The following is a 22834-nucleotide window of genomic DNA, read 5'->3' as shown; positions in this document are numbered from 1 at the left end:
GATTGCCAAATAAAACGTTGGCGCCAAATGAATACCGCGCTTTCGCTGAATTTCTAAATAAGAAGAGTGGCATCGAGCTAGGCGACAATAAACAGTATCTAGTGCGCAGTCGTTTGGCACCGTTGTTAGTGAAGTATCGCTGCAACACCATGGCAGAATTGGTTAAACAGGTATTGGCTTCGGACGCCCCGGCGCTGCACACTGAAGTGGTGGAAGCGATGACCACCAACGAAACGTTTTGGTTTCGAGATGGTTACCCGTTTGAGTTGTTTAAAGAGCAGTTGCTGCCAGAATTAGCTAAACAAAAACGCCGTCCCCGTGTCTGGTCGGCTGCTTGTTCGACTGGGCAAGAGCCGTATTCATTGGCGATGGCGCTGCAAGAGTTTCGACAGCGTAATCCAGGCAAATTAACACTGCCGCCAGAGATTATCGCCACTGATCTCGATACCAAGGTGCTGAGTCAGGCACAAACGGGAAGTTACGATTCACTGGCGATGGCTCGCGGCTTATCGCCGGAACGAAGCCGTCAATTTTTTGATTCTCAGCCCGACGGAAAGCATCAAGTGAATCAGGCTACCCGTAGTTTGGTGTCATTTCGTCGTCTAAATCTGTTCGATAGCTATGCCTTGTTAGGCAAATTTGATGTTATCTATTGTCGTAACGTACTGATCTATTTCTCAGCTGATAGTAAGCGGCAAATCTTGCGGCAATTTGCTGCCGCTCTTAACCCCGGCGGCTATCTGATGCTGGGTGCGTCGGAGTCGATGGCGCAGTTGTCTGATGAATTTGAGATGCTGCGATTCCCCAGCGGCATCGTCTATCGCAAGCGATAAGCCGCTAACGATAAACCCAAGGCGTGCCAAATGGCACGCCTTTTGCTTTTTATGGAATAACGATTCATAGGAGGCAACGGATGGGCATTTCTTTTGATAACGCACTTGGCATTCACCAGCATACGTTAGGCGTACGTGCGCAACGGGCTGAAGTGTTGTCAGGCAACATCGCTAATGCTGATACCCCAGGCTATAAGGCGCAAGAACTGGATTTCGAAGCGGCGCTTAATAGTGCCAAACACGGCCAGTCAATGCAGATGACTCGCAGCCATGAAAATCACATCTCCCATCAAGTTGATGCGCAAGACGAGCTGCTTTATCGGGTGCCGTTGCAACCAGACACAGGCGACGGCAACACCGTTGATCTGCAACAAGAGCGAAATGCCTTTATGCAAAACTCACTGGAATATCAAGCCAGCTTAGAGTTTCTTGGCAGTAAGTTTAGCGGCATGAAAAAAGCGTTGCGTGGAGAGTAATCATGAGCCTATTTAATATCTTTGATGTGGCCGGTAGCGGCATGAGTGCCCAGACGGTACGCCTGAACACGACCGCGTCTAACATCGCCAACGCCAATGCCGTTTCCTCCAGTGCGGATACCACCTACCGTGCCCGCCAACCGATTTTTGAAGCGGCAATGAGCCAAGCAACCGCGGATCAAACTGCCAGCCCGGTCAAGATTGCTGGGATCGTTGAAAGCGACGACCCGCTGGTACGTGAGTTTAATCCGAATCATCCATTGGCAGATCAAGACGGCTACATCTACAAGCCGAACGTCAATGTGGTGGAAGAGATGGCCAATATGATCTCCGCCTCTCGGAGTTATCAAGCCAACATTCAAGTTGCCACTGCCGCTAAGGATTTAGCCAAGGCCACGCTTCAGCTGGGCAATGGGTAAGGAGTAATCAATGTCAGATATTAGCTCAACCGGCGTTTCAACTAACTCTATCTACTGGGGCGATGAGACTGTTGTCGAAGAGACCGACGATGGCATGTTAAGCCAGGAAGATTTCTTTATGTTGTTGTCACAGCAGCTGGCTAACCAAGACCCATTTGAACCGACCGACAACGACGAGATGATCTCGCAGATGTCGTCATTTGCTACCGTTGATGGCATCGAAGCGCTGAACGAGAGTATCGATGATATGAACGCTTCATTGGCAAGCAGTCAGGCGTTGGAAGCGTCAGGACTGGTGGGGCAAAAAGTACTGATCCCATCTAGCCAAACGTTCTTGGATGAAACCGGCAGTATTTCTGGGGTGGTCAGTGTTCCAGATGACGGCACCGGAATCAGTGTCAACGTACTGGATGATTCCGGTCAAATCGTCAAAACCATCCCTATCACTGAAGGCGAAACCGGCAACGTTGATTTCACCTGGGATGGTACCGATGAAGACGGCGAACGCCTGCCCGCCGGCGAATACACTTATGAAAGCACCGGCATGACCGGCGGCAGTTCAGAATCGATACCAACGTACGCATACGCTCATGTATCAAGTGTCACCCTTGGTGGCGTAAGTAACCCAACAGTGTTGAACCTCAAAGGTTTAGGTGGAATCTCATTGTCTGAGGTTCTGGCGGTATCCGAAGGATAAGGAAGGAAAAATGTCTTTTAACGTATCACTTAGCGGCCTCAATGCTGCCCAAAAAGATCTTAGTACCACATCGAATAATATCGCCAACGTAAACACCATCGGCTTTAAAGAATCGCGGGCCGAGTTTTCTGACGTATACAGCAACTCATTGTTCAGTAACGCGTCTACTAACGTAGGCAGCGGTGTCGCAACCGCGTCGATTGCGCAGCAGTTTCACCAAGGTTCAATGAGCTTTACTGATAACGCCTTGGATCTGGCCATTAACGGCAGTGGTTTTTTTGTTACTAGCAGCGAGCTAGGCAGTCAAGATTACTCCTATACCCGTGCCGGTGCCTTTAAGCTTAATGACGATAACTTTATGGTGGACTCACAGGGTAACTACCTAATGGCGCTGCCAGTAAATGCCGACGGCACGGCACAGTCAGTGTCGTTGTCCACCAGCGCACCGGTACAGTTGCCACAGGTCGCTGGTCAGCCGGAGGCCACAACTGAAGTTAGTTTGTCGATGAACCTACCGGCGGCGGCGGATGAGCTTGACCCAGCCTTGTTTGATCCAGAAGATCCAAGCACCTACAACTCCTCTACCTCGGTAACCATTTACGACTCGTTGGGTGAGTCGCACATTCAGACCACATACTTTATTAAACCAACTGGCGCGGCGCTGAATAACAACAACCAATGGGTTGGTTTTACCACCGTTGATAATGAACCGGTGGATATGTACGACCACAGTGGTACTCCACCAGGCCCAGTATCAGGCTCTTACGGTGAAGATACCGATGGTGATGGCGTTGCTGACCAAACCAACAGCGCAGTAGCCACTGCCAGTGGCCAAACTGGTTTCGTTATCACCTTTGATGACTTGGGTAGCTTTACCGGTACTAGCCCGGCCAACCTGCAAACTGAAGCGCTTGGTCAAACTGGTGCAGGGGTTATCGACGCCGGTGCCGATGGCACTCAAACATTGAACCTGAACTTCGATGATCCAACCCAATATGCCTCGGTATTTGAGGTAACCTCGCTGTCGCAAGATGGTTCTACCGTGGGTCGCTTGACCAACGTGGAAGTATCTGATGATGGTTTGATTAATGCCACATACTCCAATGGCACCACCCAAGCTCTGGGTAAAGTTGCCTTAGCACGCTTCTCTAATGAGCAGGGCCTAACTCAGGTAGGGAATACCTCATGGCAAGCGAGTCAAGCTTCTGGCGAAGCACTTGTAGGTGAGCCGAGTGTCGGCTCATTTGGCTCGATTCAAAGTGCTGCATTGGAGCAGTCTAACGTTGACTTAACCAGTGAGCTGGTTGATTTGATTGCTGCTCAGCGTAACTTTGAGGCTAACTCGCGCGCGTTGGACGTATCGAACCAGCTGTCAGATAATATCTTGCAGATCCGCTAATCGCTGTAGCCTCACCTTCCACTTTAGTTGCCGCCCACAATCGTTGGGCGGCAATTTGTTTCCTCCCCATTACTCGCTATTGCGGCGCTTTTTCGCCAAAACCGCCAAAAACCAGTCTCTTTTATTGGCATAAGTTTTGCTCTCAATATGTTAATCGCTATTTAGATGGAAACTAACGGTGGATAACTTCTTATACCTTGCGGCTAGTGGTGCAACGCAAAACATGAATGCCCTCGGCGTTCATGCCAATAACTTGGCCAACGCCAAGAGTGATGCCTTTAAGGCAGACATGCACCAAGCCCGCAGTATGCAAGCATACGGCGAAGGTCTACCGACTCGAGTGTTTGCGATGGAAGAGCGGCCAGCATCAAACTTTGATTCCGGCGCCTTAAAGACTACCGGTCGGGCAATGGATGTGGCGATTAAGGGACAAGGTTGGTTGGTAGTACAAGACGGTAACGGTGGCGAAGGGCTTACCCGCGCTGGTGCTTTGCGTTTCGATGAAACGGGCATGCTGCTTAACAACCAAGGCCGCCCAGTTCTGGGTGAAGCTGGCCCTATTTTCGCGCCACTGCCGATTGAAAAAGTTGAGATTGCAGTCGATGGCATGGTGACCGTTCGCCCTCAGGGCGCTCCTGCAGATGGCTTTGAAGAGGTTGGCCAGCTTCGCCTGAGCAACCCAGAGGTGGCTAACTTAACTAAGGGTGAAGATGGCCTGTTTCGCGACCTAGATAACGACAATTACCCCACCGACATCACCGTACAATTACAGTCAGGCACATTGGAAGGCAGTAACGTCAATCCCGTTGAAGAGATGGTTGGCATGTTGGCCGCACAACGCCAGTTCGATATGCAAATCAAACTGATGAAAACAGCCGAAGAGAACGACCAAGCGGGTTCTCGGATGATGGACGTATAAGGAATTTAGACTATGCACTCGGCACTATGGATTAGTAAAACCGGATTGGATGCGCAGCAAACTGACATCGCTAACATCTCCAATAACTTGGCAAACGCCAGTACGGTTGGCTTTAAGAAGAGTCGGGCAGTATTTGAAGATCTGCTCTACCAAACCGTTAACCAAGCAGGCGGCATTAGCTCGCAAGAAACCAAGATGCCAGCGGGCTTGACTCTAGGTGCTGGTACCAAGGTAACCGCGACCCAAAGGGTGTTCACCCAAGGTACGGTGCAATCGACCGACAACAGCCTCGATATGATGGTGGACGGCGCCGGCTTTTTTCAAATTCAACTGCCCGATGGCAACATCGGTTACACCCGTAACGGCCAATTTGCATTGGATGAAGAGGGCCAGCTAGTTACTCCAGGCTCGGGTTATCTGCTTGATCCCGGCATTGCGGTACCAGATAACGCCCAGAGCATTACCGTATCGACTGATGGCGAGGTGTCGGTACGTCTTAACGGCGAAACCGAAAATCAGGTAGTCGGTCAAATTGAGATCGCCAACTTTATCAACCCAACCGGTCTAGAGCCCATTGGCCAGAACCTCTACTTGCAAACTGGTGCATCCGGTGATGCGGTTATCGGTACTCCAGGTCTCGATGGTATGGGCTCAATTCTTCAGGGGGCGCTCGAAAGCTCTAACGTAAACGTAACTGAAGAGCTGGTGAATATGATCGAAAGTCAGCGGGTGTATGAGATGAACTCCAAGGTGATCTCAACCGTGGATGAGATGTTATCCAACCTTAACCAGCAGTTGTAATAGGGCGATTAAGATGGTGCGTTTAGGGCTAACTCTTCGGCTAACAATATTGGCGTTGGCAGCATTTCAATTAGGTGGCTGTGCCCACCCTAATGCACCGATGCCGGACGATCCGTTTTATGCGCCGGTTTATCCTGACGTGCCAACGGATCAAGTGGTGGCAACGGGTTCACTCTATAACAGTGGCAACCGCGGTGAACTTTACTCTGATATCAAGGCGCACCGCGTTGGCGACATCATTACCGTGTTGCTGGAAGAGGAAACTAAAGCGAAGAAGTCAGCCAGTAATGAACTGAGCAGCGACAGCACTGGTGCTTTGGCGCCCATCACCGCAGGTGGTAGTGCGGTAACCATTAACGGCAATACCCTCGACTTTGGTTACGATCAAGGCCATGAGGTGTCACGAGAGGCCGATGCCGATCAGTCCAACAGTCTTGAAGGCTCCATTTCGGTTAACGTGATGCAATTACTTAGCAATGGCAATTTGGTGATCCGCGGAGAGAAGTGGCTAACCATCAACGATGGCGAAGAGTTTATTCGTATCACCGGTATTATCCGCCCGCGTGACATCAACCCAGATAACACCATCGATAGCCATCGTGTTGCCAATGCGCGCATTCAATACAGTGGTACAGGCACCTTTGCCGATTCACAAAAAACAGGTTGGTTGACGCAGTTCTTCTCCGGCCCGCTATGGCCGTTCTAAGGAGATATTGGTTATGTTAAAAGCTCTATTTACCCTGTCTATCATCTTGCCATCGCTGCTGTTTAGTACAGCTGCTGATGCGATGCGCTTGAAAGACGTGACCGACTTGCAAGGGGTGCGCGACAACCAATTGCTCGGCTATGGTTTGGTGGTCGGTTTGCCTGGCACTGGTGAGCAAACCAGTTATACCCAGCAAAGCTTCGCCACCATGTTGTCCAATTTCGGCATCAACCTGCCGGCCAGCTCAACCCCTAAAATGAAGAACGTTGCCGCGGTTGCGGTACACGCGACCTTGCCGCCGTTTACCAAGCCCGGCCAGCAGATTGACATCACTATTTCGTCGGTTGGCAGCGCTAAAAGCCTCCGTGGTGGCACCTTACTGCAAACCTTCTTGAAAGGAGCCGATGGTAACGTTTACGCCATCGCTCAAGGTTCATTGATCGTCTCTGGTTTTTCGGCGGAAGGTGCCGATGGCTCCAGCGTAATGCAGAACACCCCAACGGTAGGGCGGATCCCATCTGGTGCCATTGTTGAACGCGCGGTACCAAGCCCATTTGGTAATGGCGACTACCTCACTTTCAATTTACATCGTCCTGACTTTTCCACCGCCAAACACGTTGTTGATGCGGTTAACGGCCTGTTGGGTTCCAATGTTGCTCGCGCCTTAGATGCCACCTCGATTCAGGTATCGGCGCCACGGGATCCCTCCCAGCGTGTGGCTTACCTAGCGGTACTTGAGAATCTGCATGTTGATATGGCCGATGAAGCCGCCAAGGTAATTGTGAATAGCCGTACCGGCACCATTGTGGTTGGTCGAGATGTGCGCTTGATGCCAACGGCCATCACCCACGGTGGCTTAACGGTAACGATTTCAGAAAGCCAAGGGATCTCGCAACCGAACCCATTTGGTAATGGCCAAACCGTGGTGGTACCAAATACTCAACTGGGTGTTGAGGAAGACAACTCTCGGATGTTTAAGTTTGAAACCGGCACCACCTTGGATGAGCTCGTGCGGGCAGTCAATGAAGTGGGCGCAGCACCGTCGGATTTGATGGCGATTCTAGAGGCACTTAAGCAGTCCGGTGCCTTGCGCGGTGAACTGGTTATTATCTGATGGACGAGATTAATCAAAGCAGTCATTACTTTGATCTCGCCTCGCTGGATGAGCTGCGCCAACAAGCGCAGCAAGATCCAGACGCCAGCCTCCGTAAAGTAGCGCAGCAGTTTGAAGGGATCTTTCTTAACATGATGCTTAAAAGCATGCGTGAAGCGAATGTTGCCTTTAAAGACGAAGATAGCCCATTTAACTCGCAGAACACCCAGTTCTATGAGCAGATGCACGATCAGCAGATGACCTCACAGCTGTCGAGTCAGGGGTCGCTTGGCTTAGCTGAATTGATGGTGCTACAACTCGGTGGTGGTCAAGAAGTCAATGCCTCGGCAACGTTGGACGAGCATAGCTTGTCACCGCTTCGCACCGTCAATCACAACCGCGGCAGTCGAGAGTTAAGCGGCAATGACCTAGCTAACGACGAAGTCGCCGCCGCTGCAGACAACAGTTTGGTTGAGTTAGGTGTGCTTAGCAGCGAAGTCGGTATTGAAACGCAACCACTTACCTTCACCCAGCCCGATGAATTTGTGCAGGCGCTGTTACCGGCCGCAGCAGAGGCCGCCAAGAAGCTTAATAAAGATCCACACCTGTTGATTGCCCAAGCAGCGCTGGAAACCGGTTGGGGTCGAAGTATTTTACCGGGCAATGAAGGCAAAAGTTCTCATAATCTTTTCAACATTAAGGCCGATAACCGTTGGGACGGTGAAAAAACAGCAGTTAATGCGCTTGAGTTTGAAAACAATGTCGCGGTGATGAAGCGCTCTTCATTCCGTGTTTATGATGACCTCAAAGCCAGCTTTGATGATTACGTCTCGTTTTTACAGCAACCCCGTTACAGTGAAGCGCTCAAGGCAACCGACGCCGCGGGCTTTGCATCAGGATTACAACAAGCGGGTTACGCGACCGATCCGCATTACGCCACCAAGATTTTAAGTGTGTTCCAGCGGCTGACGCAGCAGCGCTTGAACCAATAAGGATGTATAAGTCATGGCCGATTTAATGAGCATTGCCCGTAGTGGCATTTTGGCAGCTCAGCAGCAGCTCAACACAACGTCGAATAATATTGCCAACATCGGTACCGATGGCTATAGCCGCCAAACCGTTGAGCAACGCTCATTAGACTCGGAGCGTTATGGTAGTAGCTTCGTTGGCTCAGGCACCTATGTGTCCGACATCAGCCGTGTTTATAACGAATATGCCCAGAAAGAGCTGACCCTGTCGGGCTCGACTTACTCAGAAGCGGCCACCACCTACTCTAAGTTGTCGGAGCTGGACCAGATCCTAACTGACGTTGGCTCGGCGGTACCAGACTCACTTAATACGGTGCTCGACAATCTCAACAACATCGTTGATATGCCAATGGACGTGGCAGTTCGTGAAAACACCCTCACCTCAGCAGAGCAGCTGGCTGCCTCTTATCAATCTTTGAGCAGCCAACTTGATGGGCAGGTGACTCAAATTAATGAGCAGATTGAAGGCACCATCGATCGCATCAATGCCATTACTGAAGAGCTTGGCTCAATCAACACCGCCTTAGCTACGGTGCAGGGCAACGACATGACCCTGCTTGATCAGCAAGACCGACTTATCAATGAGTTGTCTGAGTTCGTGCAGGTTAACGTTATCTCGCAAGACAATGGCGTCAAGAGTGTGATGGCTGGCGGTTCGATGATGCTGGTGGCTGGTGAAGAGTCGATGCAGATCGGCGTCACCGGCGGAGACCCCATTCATTATGAAACGCAGTTAACCGGCACTACTGGTGACAAAACTATCGTGATGCCCGACGCCGATGTTGGCGGCCAGCTGCAAGCGCTGATGGATTACCGCGACAACGACTTGTCAGAAGCGCGCTCGCAATTGGATTTGATGGCACTTGGCGTGGCCGATGCCTTTAACAAGAGCCAATCGCAAGGTTTTGATCTGAATGGTAACGTCGGTCAAAACATGTTTACCGATATTAACGATAGCCAACAGATGGTTGGCCGAGCAGCGCAGTATGGTGACAATACCGGCAGCAAACAGATCGGGGTTGAGATTGGTGATGTCAGCCAGCTTAGCGGCGACAGCTACACCTTAGAGTTTGATGGCAGCAACTACAGCATGACCGATGAGTCCGGCGACACCATCACGCTTACCGTTGACCCTAATGACCCGGGCAAGCTCAATAGTGAAGAGGGTTTCAGTATCCGTATCGACGGCCAAGGTACGCCAGCAGCCGGTGATAAGTGGGAGCTGGAACCGACTCGCGGTGCGGCGGGCAATCTTGAGGTGCAGCTGGAAGAGGGCGAGTCTATCGCTGCAGCAGGCTACAAGCTGGATACCGTTAGTGGTGATGGTTCGTTGAACCTCGTCAGTGTCGACCGGAATGACCCGTCGTTTCCGGCAACTGGCGAGAGCTTCACCATTGAGCTGGATATGACCAATGGTCAATTTATCCATACCGATGAAGCTGGCAACAGCACCACCTACCCACTCAATGCCGATGGCAATGCTGAGTTCAATGGCATATTGCTTGAGGTTGACCCTAGCAGTGCTGATGGCGACACCTTTAGCTTGGATCTCTCGTTTGGCCCCGGTGATAACAGCAATGCATTAGACATGGCGACCATTGGCGACCAGAAGACGATGGGCGATGGTAGCCGAACCCTGCACGACGTCTATCAAGCGATGATGACCAACAACGCCGGTCGAGCCAATGCCGCTGGGGTTTCGGCGCAGTCGGCGGCGATTGTGCAGCAACAGGCGATTGACCGTGTTGCATCAGATTCTGGGGTCAACCTAGATGAAGAGGCTTCGGATCTTATCCGCCACCAACAGGCCTATCAAGCGTCAGCACGAGTGATGACGGTTGCTCAGGAAACCTTCGATACTCTATTTAATGCGGTTAGCTAAGGAGAGTTAGCAGATGCGTTTAGCCACTAGCCAGTTTTATAACTCCAATACCAGCAGCATGACGCGGTTGCAGATTGAAAGTAATGAAACGCTGCAGCAGCTTGCAACCGGTAAGCGGATCAACACCACCGCGGATGATCCGGTCGCCAGTATCGCTCTGGAAAACCTCAATCAGCAGGATGAGCGTTTAAGCCAATACCAAAACAACATCACCCTAGCTAATAACCGTTTATCGCAGCAGGAATCTCGCGTTGGTGAGTATGAAGATCTGTTGATGAGCCTGCGCGACAAGATCTTGCAGTCGAACGATGGTGCCTTGGACGACAGCGCTCGTGAAGCGTTGGCACTGGATCTGGAAGAGGGGCTTAATAGCATCATCGCCTTGGGCAATACCCAGGATGAGAACGGTAACTATGTGTTTGCTGGCTACCAAAGCGATGTGAAGCCGTTTGTTACTGACGCCAATGGCGATGTCACTTATCTTGGCGACGAAGGCCGTCGCAGCAGCCAGGTTGCTGAGGGGATCAGCGTACAGGTGAGTGAGAGTGGCCAAACCCTGTTTATGGATGCCAACACCGGCAGTGGTGATTACAGCGCCGATTACGCCAATGCCACCATGAACGGTGACTTCTTTGTGGAGTCAGCGGATATTATTGATCCAAGCCTGCCGGCCATTGATGGCATTGAGTTGACCTTTGGTGACGACGGTAGCGGCGTCCGCACCGTCACCGCTACCGATGACCAAGGTAACGTACTGCTGCCGACCCAGCCATTTGACGCCAGTCAACCGATGGTCATTGCTGGCCGTGAAATCGCTATTAGTGGCAGCCCGGAGGATGGTGACTCGGTTACCCTTAGCCATCAACCGACAACCGATGTCTTTTCCAGCGTGCAAAGTGCCATCGATCTGTTGCGCAGCCCCAATGGATTGGAAGGCAACAATGCTCAGGCTGAATTTGCACAGATATTGACTGACTTTGATGGTGCCCAAGAGGCGGCGTCGGTGGTTCGTGCTGAAAGCGGTAACTACCTTAGCTCATTAGATACCTTCCAAGCGCAACACGAGAGCATGGAACTGGTGAACGCCACGGCTAAATCCTCCCTCGAGGATCTGGATTATGCCGCTGCCATTACCAAGTTTGAGCAGCAGTCATTGGCACTCAATGCGGTTACCCAATCGTTTGCTCAGATCCAATCGGTGAGTTTGTTTAACTATATTTAGGTTAATGGCTAACTAAGCGAATAAGAATCGCCCAAAGTGCAGTCACTTTGGGCTTTTTTTGTTATAGTCGCCGCCCTTGTTCGTGGTTGCTTCAAATTGCAGCCTAACTGCCCACCATAATGAGATGCCTATCGTGACCTCTGCCTTTACTTCTTTGCCTCTGTCTAAGCCTTGTGTAGACAACTTAAATCAACTTGGTTTTACCGAGATGACCCCAATTCAAGCGCAAGCGTTACCCGCTATCCTGCGTGGTGATGACGTCGTAGGCCAAGCAAAGACCGGCAGTGGTAAAACCGTTGCGTTTGGCTTAGGGCTGCTGAGCCACCTTGATCCTAAACGGATGCAGACTCAGGCGCTGGTGTTGTGTCCTACTCGTGAGCTGGCGGATCAGGTAACTAAGGTGTTGCGTCAACTGGCGCGCGCATGGCCAAACGTAAAGATTTTGACTCTGTGCGGTGGTATGCCAATGCGTGCCCAAACCGGTTCGCTAGAGCACGGCTGTCATATTGCGGTAGGCACTCCAGGCCGTATTCGTAAGCATCTAGAAAATGGCAACCTGCACCTCGATCGCTTAGAAACATTAGTGCTCGATGAAGCTGATCGTATGCTCGACATGGGCTTTGAAGATGACATCAACGCCATCATGGGTGATGTGCCGCATCAGCGCCAAACGTTACTGTTCTCAGCCACGTACCCAACTGAGATTGAGGCGATGACCGCCAAGGTTCAGTCACAGCCAGTGATGGTTAAGATTGACTCTGAACCGAGCAACGACATCGAACAAAGTGCGATTGAACTGAGCCCAGCGCAAAAGCCAACGGCCCTGTTGGCGCTATTGGCACAGCATCAGCCAGAGTCGACCGTGGTGTTTTGTAACACCCGTATCGCCTGTCAAAACGTCGCTGACGACCTGCATGACGCAGGAGTGTCGGTACTGGAACTGCATGGCGATCTCGACCAGCAAGAACGCGATCGTACTTTGGTGCGTTTCAGTAACAAGAGTGCTTCGGTACTGGTAGCAACCGACGTTGCTGCCCGTGGCTTGGATATTAAGTCGCTGGCGATGGTGGTGAACTACGACATCGCCTTTGAGCCTGAAGTACACGTCCACCGTGTAGGGCGTACTGGCCGTGCCGGTGAGCAGGGCGTAGCGGTAAGCCTGTGCAGCGGCAACGAAACCAAGCGCTTGCTGGCGATTGAAGACTTAGCTGGTGTGGATATCCCACGGGAGTCGTTCGACAGCCTTAACTTGGTTACCCACGTTGACCTAACCCCGCCGATGATGACCATCTCTATCGGCGCTGGTCGTAAGAGCAAGATGCGCCCTGGCGATATTCTTGGCGCCCTGACTGCCGATAAAACCTTGTCTGGCAAGGTGGTTGGTAACATCCACGTTGGTGACCGTTTGAGCTACGTAGCAATTGAGCGTGAGCACGCTAAAAATGCCCTGCACATTCTGCAACGCGACAAGATCAAAGGCCGCAACTTGATTGTAAAACTGCATAAATAATTATCAGTTTTCGCTCTATCAAAACGACGCTTCGGCGTCGTTTTTGCGTTATAGACTGCGGCAAATATTAAGTAACAGAGTAAGGCTTGGCGCTAGGTTTAGTACCAACTAAAAAAGGAAGGACAAATGTCCTTCCTTTGGATTGCCGAGCGACTCTAGCAGGGAAAGCCGCCTAGCAACGGTTGCCTAAAGGCCGGAGCAAGCCCCGACCAATTAGGAGTTAGTGGGAACCACCAGCGTGCATGATATCAACACCGTAGGTTTTGCCTTCAGCGTGACATACGGCGCAGCTTTCTACTGGCAGGTTCTCAGTGTCTGCGGCGTCATTTAGTGTGTAAGCACCATTTGACTTGAAGTGAGCCAAAGCGGACTCAGTAGAGTGCTGGTGACAAGAGCGACAAGCCTCTGACACTGGCGAGATGAATTCATCATCACCAATAGACATTGCACGTTTACCAGAGAACAAACCACCATCTGCAGCGAAGAATTGTACATCTTCGATATGACAAGCTTCACAGTCAGTAGATGGTGCAGAGTAGCCATGGGTTTCGTTAGTGCCGTCAGGGTACTGAACTAAGTAAACACCTACAGCACTGCCGTTATCCCAAGCACCACTGTGGTAACGGTGGGCTACGGTAACAAGATCGCGGGTTCCGTAGGTATCCAGTGTCTCGATGATCTGCTGCTCACCGCTATTATCTAACAGGAACTCACCATCGTCATCTACCAGAAGGGCTGTTTTTTCTGAGTGGAAAGAACCGCCCCAGGTTTCGTTGTGACAATCCATACACTGGTTGAAGTCGCTAGCACCATGAGTGCTTTTAACGTGAGTTAGGTTGTCGTGACAAGCGTTACAGGTACTTTCATCAATGGTAGTGCGGCTAGGATCATCGATACGTGCAGTAATGGCTTCACCGCCGTCAAGATCGATGTAGTTAATTGGTGCATCGTTGGCAAAGCCAAAATCTGAACCATCGAGGTTAGTCAAGGCTTCGTCAGAGCCACATTCAACTGTTTGCGTGCCATCACCACAAACCTGAACTTCAGCAGTAGCGTATAGAGTGCCGGTAAGACGAGCATCATCTACCAGCATCTCAGTGATCAAAATGCCATCTGTGAGGCTAACGAAGTTGCCACCGCCGGTAGTTACTTTCATGCCCATGCCACGAGTAACAGTGCCGTTGGCATCGACGTTACCGATCAACAAACCGCGATCGGAATTGGTCATGTAAGGAGTGAAATCTAGGTCATCGGCTGGGTCCGCGCCATTCATGGTGACTTTAGAAGTAGCACGAAGTGTGCTGCTAAAGTCATCGTTAATGCCGTTGTCGATAACTTCAAGTTTTTGCACCTCAACTACAAACGCTTTAGCAGCAACCATGTCGTCGCGGCGACCGATTTTGTGTGCTTCGGCTGGCGATAAGCCACCTGAACCGTGACATTCGGCACAAGAACCGTCGTCTGACTGAGCCAGATTGTATTGGGAGTGGCCTTCGCCGGTAGCGAAGTCAACGTCAATGTGGCAAGACTCACAGGCATCAGCTGTAATGTTGAACGCCCATGTTGGTTCGCCATCGTGACAAACAGTACATTCGGTTAATTCAGCAGGGTAACCAATATGGCCAAACATCTCTGCTGCTTCACCTTCCAGCATCTCTTCAATGTTATGGCCTGCGTGTAAGCGGTGGATCATTGGACCAAAGTCTGCGTTAAAACCGATAGCTGGGTCGTCTTCACCGCCGGCGATAGCAGGGTTGTGACAAGCGATACAGTTCTCAACTTGTTGGTAGTTGTGGTGTGCTTCGATATTGGAGATGCGGTATTCACCTTCAGGGTAACCATCAATCTCGCCGTGACACTTGATACAAGATTCGTTAGATACACTGTCTTTTTCAGATATCGCCAGCTCACCAGTAGCTGGAATGAAGTCTAAAACAGCGGAGAGCGCTTTATTGTCAACGGCGTCACCATTGGCATCGACGAGGTCGTAGGTACGAATCATCACTCGGTGAAGATTGTTGACATCGCCATCAGCAAGGATAATCGGTGCTGCGCCTTCGTGCTCCCATGTACCGGTGTAGGTGCCTGGATTATCTGCGTCCTCTACTAAGGTACAGGCGTCTACTTCTGCGCCCCAAGAGGTTGTAGTGCCTTCTGGAGTACAGTACATCGAGTAACCAGCGTCATTAGCCATGGCATGGTTAGTCCATAACAGTGGTGAGCCGATTTCAGTATCGTTAGCTGCTTGGTTGGTAACGTAGATTGCAATTTTATCTAGGCCAGAAAATGGCACAGTCTGCCCTTGAGCATTGGTGCCTGCAGCGGTGAACTTAATTTGGAACGCGTCGGTTCCGGTGACAACAATGTCGCTAGGGGCTAGGGTGAGCATGAGATCAGCAGCAGAGGCAACGGAGCTGGTCGTGTTACCAATGGAACTTCCCGGCTCGCCTGGAGCACCTGGTGCGCCATCAGCACCATCAGAACCATCATCGCCATCACTACAACCGGCAATGCACAGTAGACTACTTAGCGTCACTGCTAATATCGATTTATTGAATCGTTTCATCATCACGTTCCTTATTATTTGACTGCAATCGCAGTAAATTAACTATTAGCGATAACGGAACATTAGAAAAGCCTATGAAGTAATTGGTTTTTATCTTTGTGAACTGTGCATTAACATGCCTAAAGTAGAATTTCAGCAATTGATATTGATAATTTCAATTGCTGCTAGTGAGTAAATTCTTTTCCATTTTCAATCGCAACTATATCAATTAATCATCTGCTTTAAGATATTAATAATAGTTGTTCTCATTTCATCGTCATAACGACGATATATTGGCATCCGTTCAACCAACCGGTACATCGGTGAGGAGGCGCAAGCATGGATAGCATCAACCTGCTGTTGCGGTAGGTCAAAGACGCTTAGCCCTGGCATGTTGGCATTGAAGTCACTGATCGCCTTAGGGCCTGAAAATGTTAACCCCGGCCCAGTGAGGAGTTTGGCGTATAGCTCTTCTCTATCTACGCAGCTTTCAATCGATGGCGGTGTTATCCCTTGTTGGTGGCAGTATGCCTCGATTGGATCTACCCGCTTGTTTAGCCCCGGTGTGGGAACATAGTAGAACGGGTAGTCGCACATTAACTCTAACGAGAAGTTATCTATATTTGCCCAGACTGGGTGGTTGTTAGCGGCGACTAAGCTCATTGATTTAATGTTGCCTAGTGTTTCATAGGTAATATTATTTGAATCGTTTCGCTCAAAGCACACACCGATATCAAGCTCGCCTTGATTTATTTTTTCAATGGAATCGCTACTCCATTGAAATAAATCAATAGTAGATAATAGGTAGTTATTGTTTAATTGATGTAAGCGCAGAGCTAAAGCAGGAAGTAATAATGAGCAAACGCCAATTTTTATTTTAGATTGCTGTTCATTGGAAACTGGATAAACTTGAGACTCGAATTGTTGGTAACTGGCTAATACCTTACAGACCGGTTGATATAAGCGCTCTGCCAGTGGCGTCGGTAACAGCCCCTGTTGGCGTCGGTAAAACAGTTCGTCGTCCAATAGGTGCCGCATTGAGTTTAAACAACGGCTGACCTTGGATGGTGAAACCGCTAATTGCTGAGCCGCAACGTTGGCATGGCGAGTATCACTAATGGTTTTAAATACCATTAGACTAAAAAAATCGAGTTCTCTAAGCTTTTCTAACACTGAGCGCCGTCCTTGCCAAATGGGAGAGTGATTCAAGTTAGGTGATGAGCCATCTATCTGCAATCCCTTAATTAGTTTTTCGTGATGTAGATTTTAATGATGTAGATTTTGTTAATATAAGGTGTGGCGGTTGGATTGTTAGAAATTGTCCAAAGCCACAGTGAATCCCGTTAATTAATCAGTTCAGCAAAGTTTGCGCCTTGATTCGAACTCTCTAGGTCAGCATAGATCATTTTCGGCTCATAGGGCTCAATGGCAACCCGTGCTGCTGACTAATAACGGAGATCACTGCCGATAAAGTCTTTAAATGAAAACACCGACTTAATCTGAGTGATTTCATCTTCGATTAGGCTGTTATTTGGCAGCAGCAGTGTGGCGCGATAATCGACTTTGGCTGCAGCTCTCTTGCTAAACCATGTCGGGGGCTGCGTCAGTTCGGCGACAAATTCAATGCGATGAGGTAGCTCTGCATGGATCCATTCATAGGCCAGTACATCGGTGGTATAGCCTTTGGAACCGACTGTCGTTGGTGGCAATAATTTGGGGAGCAGAACTTAGCGGCTGATAGATTTGGTTGATTTGTGCGTTGCTGGTACTGACGGAGGACTTCAACTGGTCGATATCCGTAGCACTGATGGTTATCGTTTTAATCGGCTGTGTACCAGCTAAGTGTTGTTGTTTCCAATGTTGTTAAAGCACCGGCTAGGCGAGTTTTGGTACAAGAGGAAAGTATTACCGCCGTCGATCTTCTGCCGCTTTGGACTGCGACCTAAGGCAAGGGGGATTCCAAAGGGGGCGAAGCTCCCCCCTAATGCATACGAGTGTGCCGTCGCCACCGCGACAGAGCCCCTTGTAAACATCACAACCGCTTCAGCCGCAGGCTTGAGATAACTCTCAACAGCTAACTATGACACAGCAAAAAAATGGCGCTAACCACTGGTTAGCGCCATTTTTTCTAGCATGACAGAAAGGGCAGCGGTTTAACCGGCCAATTCGTCCACTGCTACTTTGTAGTTAGGATCTTCCATCAGGTTCACTTCAACCAGGTTGCCAGCTTTGTGCAGCAGGCGACGACACTCAGGGCTTAGGTGACGGAGGTGCAGACGCTTACCTTCGCGCAGGTAACGCTCTGCCAAGGTATCAATTGCTTCCAGAGCGGAGTGATCGGCAACTCGAGAATCGGCGAAGTCGACAATTACATCTTCCGGATCGTTGTTGGCGTCAAACAGCTCAAGGAACGAGGTGGTTGAAGCGAAGAACAACGGCCCTTGAACCTTGTAAATCTTGCGACCGAACTGATCGATATGGCTTGGCGCCATCATGTGGGTAGCGTGTTCCCAAGCAAAGCGCAGGGCGGAAACGATTACACCAACCAATACTGCAATGGCCAAATCAGTCAATACAGTAACCGCTGATACCAGCACAATGACGAAGGCATCGGACTTAGGGATCTTGTTGACAATGCGGAAGCTTGACCACTCGAAGGTACCCAGTACCACCATAAACATAACACCAACCAGTGCCGCGATTGGTATCATCTCAATAAGGGTTGCACCGAATAAGATGAACGCCAGCAGGAACATTGCCGCTGATGCACCGGATAGGCGCGAACGGCCACCGGAGTTGATGTTAATCATCGACTGACCAATCATGGCACAACCACCCATTGCACCGAAGAAACCGGACACTAAGTTTGCGCTGCCTTGAGCCACACACTCGCGGTTACCTTTACCACGGGTTTGGGTCAATTCGTCTACCAGAGTCAATGTAAGCAATGACTCAATCAGGCCAACAGAGGCTAAAATCATACTGTATGGCAATACGATCCACAGAGTTTCGAAGTTAAACGGCACCGCTGGGATAGCGAAGGTTGGTAAGCTACCTTCCAAGGTGGAGTTAACGTCGCCTGTCATCGAACGAACGAAATCAATTACGGTTGGGGTATCTAGCCCTAAACCATGTACCAATAGAGCAACCACTAAAATGGCAGCCAATGATGATGGAATGGCATTGGTCAGTTTCGGTAGGAAGTGGATGATAGCCATGGTTAGGGCGATAAGACCCAGCATGGTGTAAAGCATTTCGCCTTGCATCCAAACCATGCTGCCAGAGGCATCAAGTACCTTGAATTGACCTAGCTGAGCAAGGAAAATCACAATGGCCAAGCCGTTGACGAAACCCAACATTACTGGGTGAGGCACCAAACGGATGAACTTACCTAGGCGCAGTAAGCCAGCACTGATCTGCAATATGCCGGTTAACACCACCGCTGCAAACAGGTATTGAACCCCGTGTTCAGCAACAAGTGCGACCATCACAACGGCCATGGCGCCAGTTGCGCCGGAGATCATGCCCGGACGACCGCCAAAGATTGCGGTGATAATACCTACGATAAAGGCGGCGTATAAACCAACCATTGGTTCGACACCGGCAACGAAGGCAAAGGCCACCGCTTCTGGTATCAGTGCTAGCGCTACGGTTAAACCGGAGAGCAGATCCGCTTTAGCGGAAGCATCAGGATTACTGCGAAGTTCAAACATTGATAGGATGAGCCTGAAATTTGGTTAAAAATAAGCGCGCGAAAGTACCACCTGCACCACACCTTGTCAAAGTATGATTGCTTTCATATTAAATTAAGGGTAGTGCGGATGAGGGCAGGTCATGTGGATTATAAAAAATAAACCATAGAATATATTTATCACATTGAAATAAATGGACATTTATTATGGATAACGACATCCGTATCGGCATCGCGTTAGGCAGTGGCGCCGCTAAAGGTTGGGCTCACATCGGTGTGCTGCGAGGGCTCGATAGATTGGGGATCAAACCAAATCTAGTGGCTGGTTGTTCCATTGGTGCGTTTGTTGGCGCCGCCTATGCCGCGGGTAAATTGGATGAACTGGAACAGTGGGTTTGCAACTTCAGTGGTTGGGATGTCTTTAACCTATTGGATCTATCGTGGCGTAGAGGCGGGATAATTGGCGGTGAGCGCGTGTTTGCCGCCGCAACTGAAGCAATAGGCATTAATAGCGTTGATGAGCTGACGATGCCATTCATTGCGGTTGCCACCGATCTTTACAGTGGCCAAGAAGTTTGGCTGGAGCAGGGCAAACTTGAGGACGTGGTTGGTGCATCTTGTGCAATCCCCGGCTTTGTTATGCCGAAACAGATTGGTAATCGTTGGTTAGTCGATGGTGCAGTGGTTAACCCAGTGCCAGTATCGGCAGCACGAGCGTTGGGGGCAGACATGGTGATTGCGGTCGATCTGCATGGTGATGGACGTCAACATGGTGAAATGCCGGTGCGGATTAATACTGATAAACCGTTGGAGTCAGATGACGAGCTTGCATCGTCAGTTGTACCGGTGAAAAGTCATAGCGGTGGCTTTATGGATTTGCTGGTTTCTGGGCGTGAGTTTATTGACCGCATCACCGACAGCTTTAGCGGTAACGATGCTGCCCAATCCAACGCGCTGGCGGTTATGCATCAGTCGATGGAGATCTTGGAGCAGCGCCATAAGCGTTCGAAGATGATGGGGGATCCACCAGAGGTGGTGGTGCTACCTCAGGTTGGTGACATTGTCACCATTGAGTTTCAACGGGCTGCCGATGCAATTGAGGCTGGGGAGGCGGCGGTAGCTAGAGTGGCGCATATTTTGGAAGCCGAGGTTGCGCGCTTGCAACAGGCTCGGCATCTACGCTAACCGCTAACCGCTAACCGCTAACTGAGGCCTTGGGGCGCAACTCACTGTTGAAGTTACTGTTAAGCTTTCGACCTTAATAGTAAGAGTGGTGTTGGCGTCGATATCACAGTGGTGACGGTGGCTAAACATGTTGAGTCTTTACTCTCGCGCCTTAACCCACCGGCGGTGCTTTACCTTTTTCATTTTTGCACCGCCAACATTCGTTTCATATAAATGAGAACAACAACCCATTTTTATGAAGCGATTTTATTTGGCTGTGTACCAATTAAGTGTTGTTCTTTTCAAGGCTGTTAAAGCACCGGCTAGGCGAGTGTTGATACAAGGGTAAAGCACTGCCGTCGTTGACCTTCTGCCGCATTGGAGCAGTTCAGCGAAGCGTTTTGGACTGCGACCTAAGGCAAGGGGGATTCCAAAGGGGGGCGAAGCTCCCCCTAAGGCTAAAGATAAACTTCAACAGCTAATTACGACACAGCCTTTTATTTGCGGGTAGCGAGTAGCTCATTAAGGCCACCGGCATTGTGTACCGTATAACCCATTTTCAGTAGCGTTTTTTCAGCAATGCCACTGCGATTACCGCTGCGGCAGTAAACTACGATTGGTTTGCTTACTGGAATATGAAGCTTACCGATGGTTGTCGATATGGTGTTGTACTCGAGATGATGAGCGTTGGGGATGTGTCCCGCCAGAAATTCATCAGTGGTGCGCACATCGATAAGTACAGCTCCGTCGTTGATCAATGACCAAGCTTCGGTAGCACGTTCGCTAGCGAGTGCTGAAAACGACAACAAGGTGGCGAAGGCCACAATTAACCAATTTTTCATTTTCAATCCTTGAATAGGGGGGCCTTCTGTTTAGGCGGGTGCTAATCAGGTTGGTTCAATTTCTAATGAGCTTTTCCATAGGGTAGCCGGAGCGTTGCTAACCAGCCACCGTGATTAACTAAAGCTGCCACATCATAGCGAGATAATGGTCGAAGGCGATTAATAGTGATTGGATATTGTGATCTTAGCAGCGCTTTAATTGAACGCTAGCGCTGGCTAAACGCAAAAAAGGAGACCCTATGGTCTCCTTTTTGTTGCCACTAGATACGCTTAGAATGCGTAGTTGTACTGTGCTGCAACCAAGATAGCATTGCCTTCTGACTCCAGCACGAAGCCAGATTCATTTACTTCAACTTCTTCACCGTCGATGAAGGAGAATGCGAAGTCGATGCTAGATTGATCGCTCATGCGGTAGTTAGCACCAATAGAGTACCAAATACGGTCTGAGTCTGGGATCGAGATTGAACGATGGTTTTCTGGCACTGGGGTCTCGTCGTAAGCGATACCGGCACGCAAAGCAACTTCAGAGCTTACTTTGTAAGTCATACCTAAGCCGAAGCGCCACGCATCTTCAAAGTTTTCTTCTTTAAGTAGCAGTGAGTCACCATCACTGACTTCACAACCCACTGGATTAAGGCCACATAAGCCGCCGGTTAAGGTGCTATCGCCGTCAGCTCGACCGTCAATATCTTCAAATACAGACCAGTTGGTCCACATTACGGTAGTGTGCAGGGTTACCTGATCAGTGATCTCATGGTAGCCAGAGAATTCAGCGATGGCAGGCAGTTCAAGATCGAGGTAACCATCAATCTTTTCGCCACTAGTGCCGTTCAAACCAGCGCCAGATGGAAGATCGCTGTAATAGTCACCCTCAAGCTCTAAGGTGATATCGGAGCGGTAGGTTAATGCGAAACGATGGCGATCGTTTACTTCATACATCACGCCGATGTTGTAACCGTAACCGAAACCATCGCCTTTCATTGACGCGGCAACGTCGGTGTTTTCTAGACCAAATGGAACAGGCAATTGACTGTTGATAAAGTCGGCAGTATCACCTAAAAAGCGTTCGAATTCGGCATCGCCGTATACTACGTTGGCACCGGCACCTACGCTCCAGTTGTCGTTGATGCGGTAGGATACACTGGCGTTGAAGTTCATGGTGATCATGTCGGTTTTGCCGGCAATCGGACCTGCGCCATGGTCATCATCAAAATCAGTACCCAAACCAAAGTTGGTAAAGGCGGCAAAGCCAACCGCAACTTTATCGTTCAGCGGGCGGATGTAGTAAGCGGCAGGAATGAATGCTTCTGGTGCAGCGCCATCGATATCTAGATTGTTAGGATCGCCGAACGGGTTGGTGACACCGTTCATGTCTACGCCCGGATCGATGTAGGTGCCAGCGATGGATAGAGCAGCAGTATCAAATAACGCCATCGCGGCTGGGTTACGCGCCAAAACAGCGGCATCGTCAGCGGCAGCACCTTCACCGGCAAACGCACGGCCTAGGCCAGAAGCAGAAGTCTCGTTTAATAAAAAGCCAGCAGCAAAAGATTGGCTGCTCATCAGTGCTAATGCGCAAGCAGTAGCAATTTTAGTCATTTTTTTCA

The 22834-nt window shown here is 50.1% G+C and carries 20 protein-coding genes; 14 read left to right on the top strand and 6 right to left on the bottom strand.

Features of this window, described 5'->3' with window-relative positions; all coding sequences use genetic code 11:
* Positions 1-2: 2 nt before the first annotated feature.
* The 13 genes from HER31_RS10405 to dbpA all read left to right on the top strand — a co-directional run bounded on the left by HER31_RS10405 (position 3) and on the right by dbpA (position 12985).
* Complete coding sequence (locus HER31_RS10405; protein WP_168660514.1) at positions 3-833, top strand: CheR family methyltransferase; 831 nt, start codon at positions 3-5, stop codon at positions 831-833.
* Between the two features lie 80 nt (positions 834-913).
* Positions 914-1309, top strand: a complete 396-nt coding sequence (gene flgB, locus HER31_RS10400) for a flagellar basal body rod protein FlgB (protein WP_168660513.1) — start codon at positions 914-916, stop codon at positions 1307-1309.
* 2 nt (positions 1310-1311) lie between these two features.
* Positions 1312-1728, top strand: coding sequence for a flagellar basal body rod protein FlgC (flgC, locus tag HER31_RS10395; protein WP_168660512.1), 417 nt, complete (start codon positions 1312-1314; stop codon positions 1726-1728).
* Between the two features lie 10 nt (positions 1729-1738).
* Complete coding sequence (locus HER31_RS10390; RefSeq protein ID WP_168660511.1) at positions 1739-2425, top strand: flagellar hook assembly protein FlgD; 687 nt, start codon at positions 1739-1741, stop codon at positions 2423-2425.
* A 10-nt stretch (positions 2426-2435) separates the two neighbouring features.
* Complete coding sequence (gene flgE / locus HER31_RS10385; protein ID WP_168660510.1) at positions 2436-3824, top strand: flagellar hook protein FlgE; 1389 nt, start codon at positions 2436-2438, stop codon at positions 3822-3824.
* A gap of 178 nt (positions 3825-4002) precedes the next feature.
* Entirely contained in the window at positions 4003-4743 is a 741-nt protein-coding gene (locus tag HER31_RS10380; RefSeq protein WP_168660509.1) for a flagellar basal body rod protein FlgF, read from the top strand.
* Positions 4744-4755: 12 nt separating this feature from the next.
* Complete coding sequence (gene flgG, locus HER31_RS10375) at positions 4756-5544, top strand: flagellar basal-body rod protein FlgG (protein ID WP_168660508.1); 789 nt, start codon at positions 4756-4758, stop codon at positions 5542-5544.
* A gap of 13 nt (positions 5545-5557) precedes the next feature.
* Positions 5558-6250, top strand: coding sequence for a flagellar basal body L-ring protein FlgH (flgH, locus tag HER31_RS10370; protein ID WP_168663276.1), 693 nt, complete (start codon positions 5558-5560; stop codon positions 6248-6250).
* Positions 6251-6263: 13 nt separating this feature from the next.
* A complete protein-coding gene (locus HER31_RS10365) occupies positions 6264-7364 on the top strand; it encodes a flagellar basal body P-ring protein FlgI (RefSeq protein WP_168660507.1) in 1101 nt (366 codons plus the stop codon).
* Complete coding sequence (gene flgJ, locus HER31_RS10360) at positions 7364-8335, top strand: flagellar assembly peptidoglycan hydrolase FlgJ (protein WP_168660506.1); 972 nt, start codon at positions 7364-7366, stop codon at positions 8333-8335. Before HER31_RS10365 ends, flgJ begins: the two co-directional genes overlap by 1 nt.
* 13 nt (positions 8336-8348) lie before the next feature.
* Positions 8349-10253: a flagellar hook-associated protein FlgK gene (flgK, locus tag HER31_RS10355; RefSeq protein WP_168660505.1), complete on the top strand. Its 1905-nt coding sequence runs from the start codon at positions 8349-8351 to the stop codon at positions 10251-10253.
* Positions 10254-10266: 13 nt separating this feature from the next.
* A complete protein-coding gene (flgL, locus tag HER31_RS10350) occupies positions 10267-11475 on the top strand; it encodes a flagellar hook-associated protein FlgL (protein ID WP_168660504.1) in 1209 nt (402 codons plus the stop codon).
* A gap of 124 nt (positions 11476-11599) precedes the next feature.
* The gene (dbpA, locus tag HER31_RS10345; RefSeq protein WP_202983549.1) at positions 11600-12985 is read left to right on the top strand and encodes an ATP-dependent RNA helicase DbpA; all 1386 of its coding nucleotides are present in this window, start codon (positions 11600-11602) and stop codon (positions 12983-12985) included.
* Between the two features lie 220 nt (positions 12986-13205).
* On the opposite strand, the gene HER31_RS10340 is transcribed toward dbpA, so the two are convergent.
* The 4 genes from HER31_RS10340 to HER31_RS10325 form a co-directional block, all read right to left on the bottom strand.
* On the bottom strand, positions 13206-15554 hold the full coding sequence (locus tag HER31_RS10340) for an OmcA/MtrC family decaheme c-type cytochrome (protein WP_238786805.1): 2349 nt from the start codon (positions 15552-15554) through the stop codon (positions 13206-13208).
* A gap of 201 nt (positions 15555-15755) precedes the next feature.
* A complete protein-coding gene (locus HER31_RS10335) occupies positions 15756-16703 on the bottom strand; it encodes a LysR family transcriptional regulator (RefSeq protein ID WP_168660503.1) in 948 nt (315 codons plus the stop codon).
* 272 nt (positions 16704-16975) lie between these two features.
* Entirely contained in the window at positions 16976-17239 is a 264-nt protein-coding gene (locus tag HER31_RS10330) for a hypothetical protein (protein ID WP_168660502.1), read from the bottom strand.
* Between the two features lie 444 nt (positions 17240-17683).
* Positions 17684-19243, bottom strand: coding sequence for a SulP family inorganic anion transporter (locus HER31_RS10325; protein WP_168660501.1), 1560 nt, complete (start codon positions 19241-19243; stop codon positions 17684-17686).
* A 185-nt stretch (positions 19244-19428) separates the two neighbouring features.
* On the opposite strand from HER31_RS10325, the gene rssA reads away from it, so the two are divergent.
* Positions 19429-20406, top strand: coding sequence for a patatin-like phospholipase RssA (rssA, locus tag HER31_RS10320; RefSeq protein WP_168660500.1), 978 nt, complete (start codon positions 19429-19431; stop codon positions 20404-20406).
* A 476-nt stretch (positions 20407-20882) separates the two neighbouring features.
* On the opposite strand, the gene HER31_RS10315 is transcribed toward rssA, so the two are convergent.
* The gene (locus HER31_RS10315; RefSeq protein ID WP_168660499.1) at positions 20883-21227 is read right to left on the bottom strand and encodes a rhodanese-like domain-containing protein; all 345 of its coding nucleotides are present in this window, start codon (positions 21225-21227) and stop codon (positions 20883-20885) included.
* A 270-nt stretch (positions 21228-21497) separates the two neighbouring features.
* Complete coding sequence (locus HER31_RS10310; protein ID WP_168660498.1) at positions 21498-22826, bottom strand: outer membrane protein transport protein; 1329 nt, start codon at positions 22824-22826, stop codon at positions 21498-21500.
* Between the last annotated feature and the right edge of the window lie 8 nt (positions 22827-22834).

Origin of the sequence: Ferrimonas lipolytica, assembly GCF_012295575.1 — a bacterium.
GTDB lineage: Bacteria > Pseudomonadota > Gammaproteobacteria > Enterobacterales > Shewanellaceae > Ferrimonas > Ferrimonas lipolytica.
The sequence above is the reverse complement of the archived record's forward strand: the minus strand, read 5'-3'. Positions and strand labels throughout refer to the sequence as shown.

Bases quoted from the DNA above. Each gene is read 5' to 3' on its own strand.
- flgB (WP_168660513.1), top strand. From the start codon at position 914: ATGGGCATTTCTTTTGATAACGCACTTGGCATTCACCAGCATACGTTA.
- flgC (WP_168660512.1), top strand. From the start codon at position 1,312: ATGAGCCTATTTAATATCTTTGATGTGGCCGGTAGCGGCATGAGTGCC.
- HER31_RS10390 (WP_168660511.1), top strand. From the start codon at position 1,739: ATGTCAGATATTAGCTCAACCGGCGTTTCAACTAACTCTATCTACTGG.
- flgE (WP_168660510.1), top strand. From the start codon at position 2,436: ATGTCTTTTAACGTATCACTTAGCGGCCTCAATGCTGCCCAAAAAGAT.
- flgG (WP_168660508.1), top strand. From the start codon at position 4,756: ATGCACTCGGCACTATGGATTAGTAAAACCGGATTGGATGCGCAGCAA.
- flgH (WP_168663276.1), top strand. From the start codon at position 5,558: ATGGTGCGTTTAGGGCTAACTCTTCGGCTAACAATATTGGCGTTGGCA.
- HER31_RS10365 (WP_168660507.1), top strand. From the start codon at position 6,264: ATGTTAAAAGCTCTATTTACCCTGTCTATCATCTTGCCATCGCTGCTG.
- flgJ (WP_168660506.1), top strand. From the start codon at position 7,364: ATGGACGAGATTAATCAAAGCAGTCATTACTTTGATCTCGCCTCGCTG.
- flgK (WP_168660505.1), top strand. From the start codon at position 8,349: ATGGCCGATTTAATGAGCATTGCCCGTAGTGGCATTTTGGCAGCTCAG.
- flgL (WP_168660504.1), top strand. From the start codon at position 10,267: ATGCGTTTAGCCACTAGCCAGTTTTATAACTCCAATACCAGCAGCATG.
- dbpA (WP_202983549.1), top strand. From the start codon at position 11,600: ATGCCTATCGTGACCTCTGCCTTTACTTCTTTGCCTCTGTCTAAGCCT.
- HER31_RS10340 (WP_238786805.1), bottom strand. From the start codon at position 15,554: ATGATGAAACGATTCAATAAATCGATATTAGCAGTGACGCTAAGTAGT.
- HER31_RS10325 (WP_168660501.1), bottom strand. From the start codon at position 19,243: ATGTTTGAACTTCGCAGTAATCCTGATGCTTCCGCTAAAGCGGATCTG.
- rssA (WP_168660500.1), top strand. From the start codon at position 19,429: ATGGATAACGACATCCGTATCGGCATCGCGTTAGGCAGTGGCGCCGCT.
- HER31_RS10315 (WP_168660499.1), bottom strand. From the start codon at position 21,227: ATGAAAAATTGGTTAATTGTGGCCTTCGCCACCTTGTTGTCGTTTTCA.
- HER31_RS10310 (WP_168660498.1), bottom strand. From the start codon at position 22,826: ATGACTAAAATTGCTACTGCTTGCGCATTAGCACTGATGAGCAGCCAA.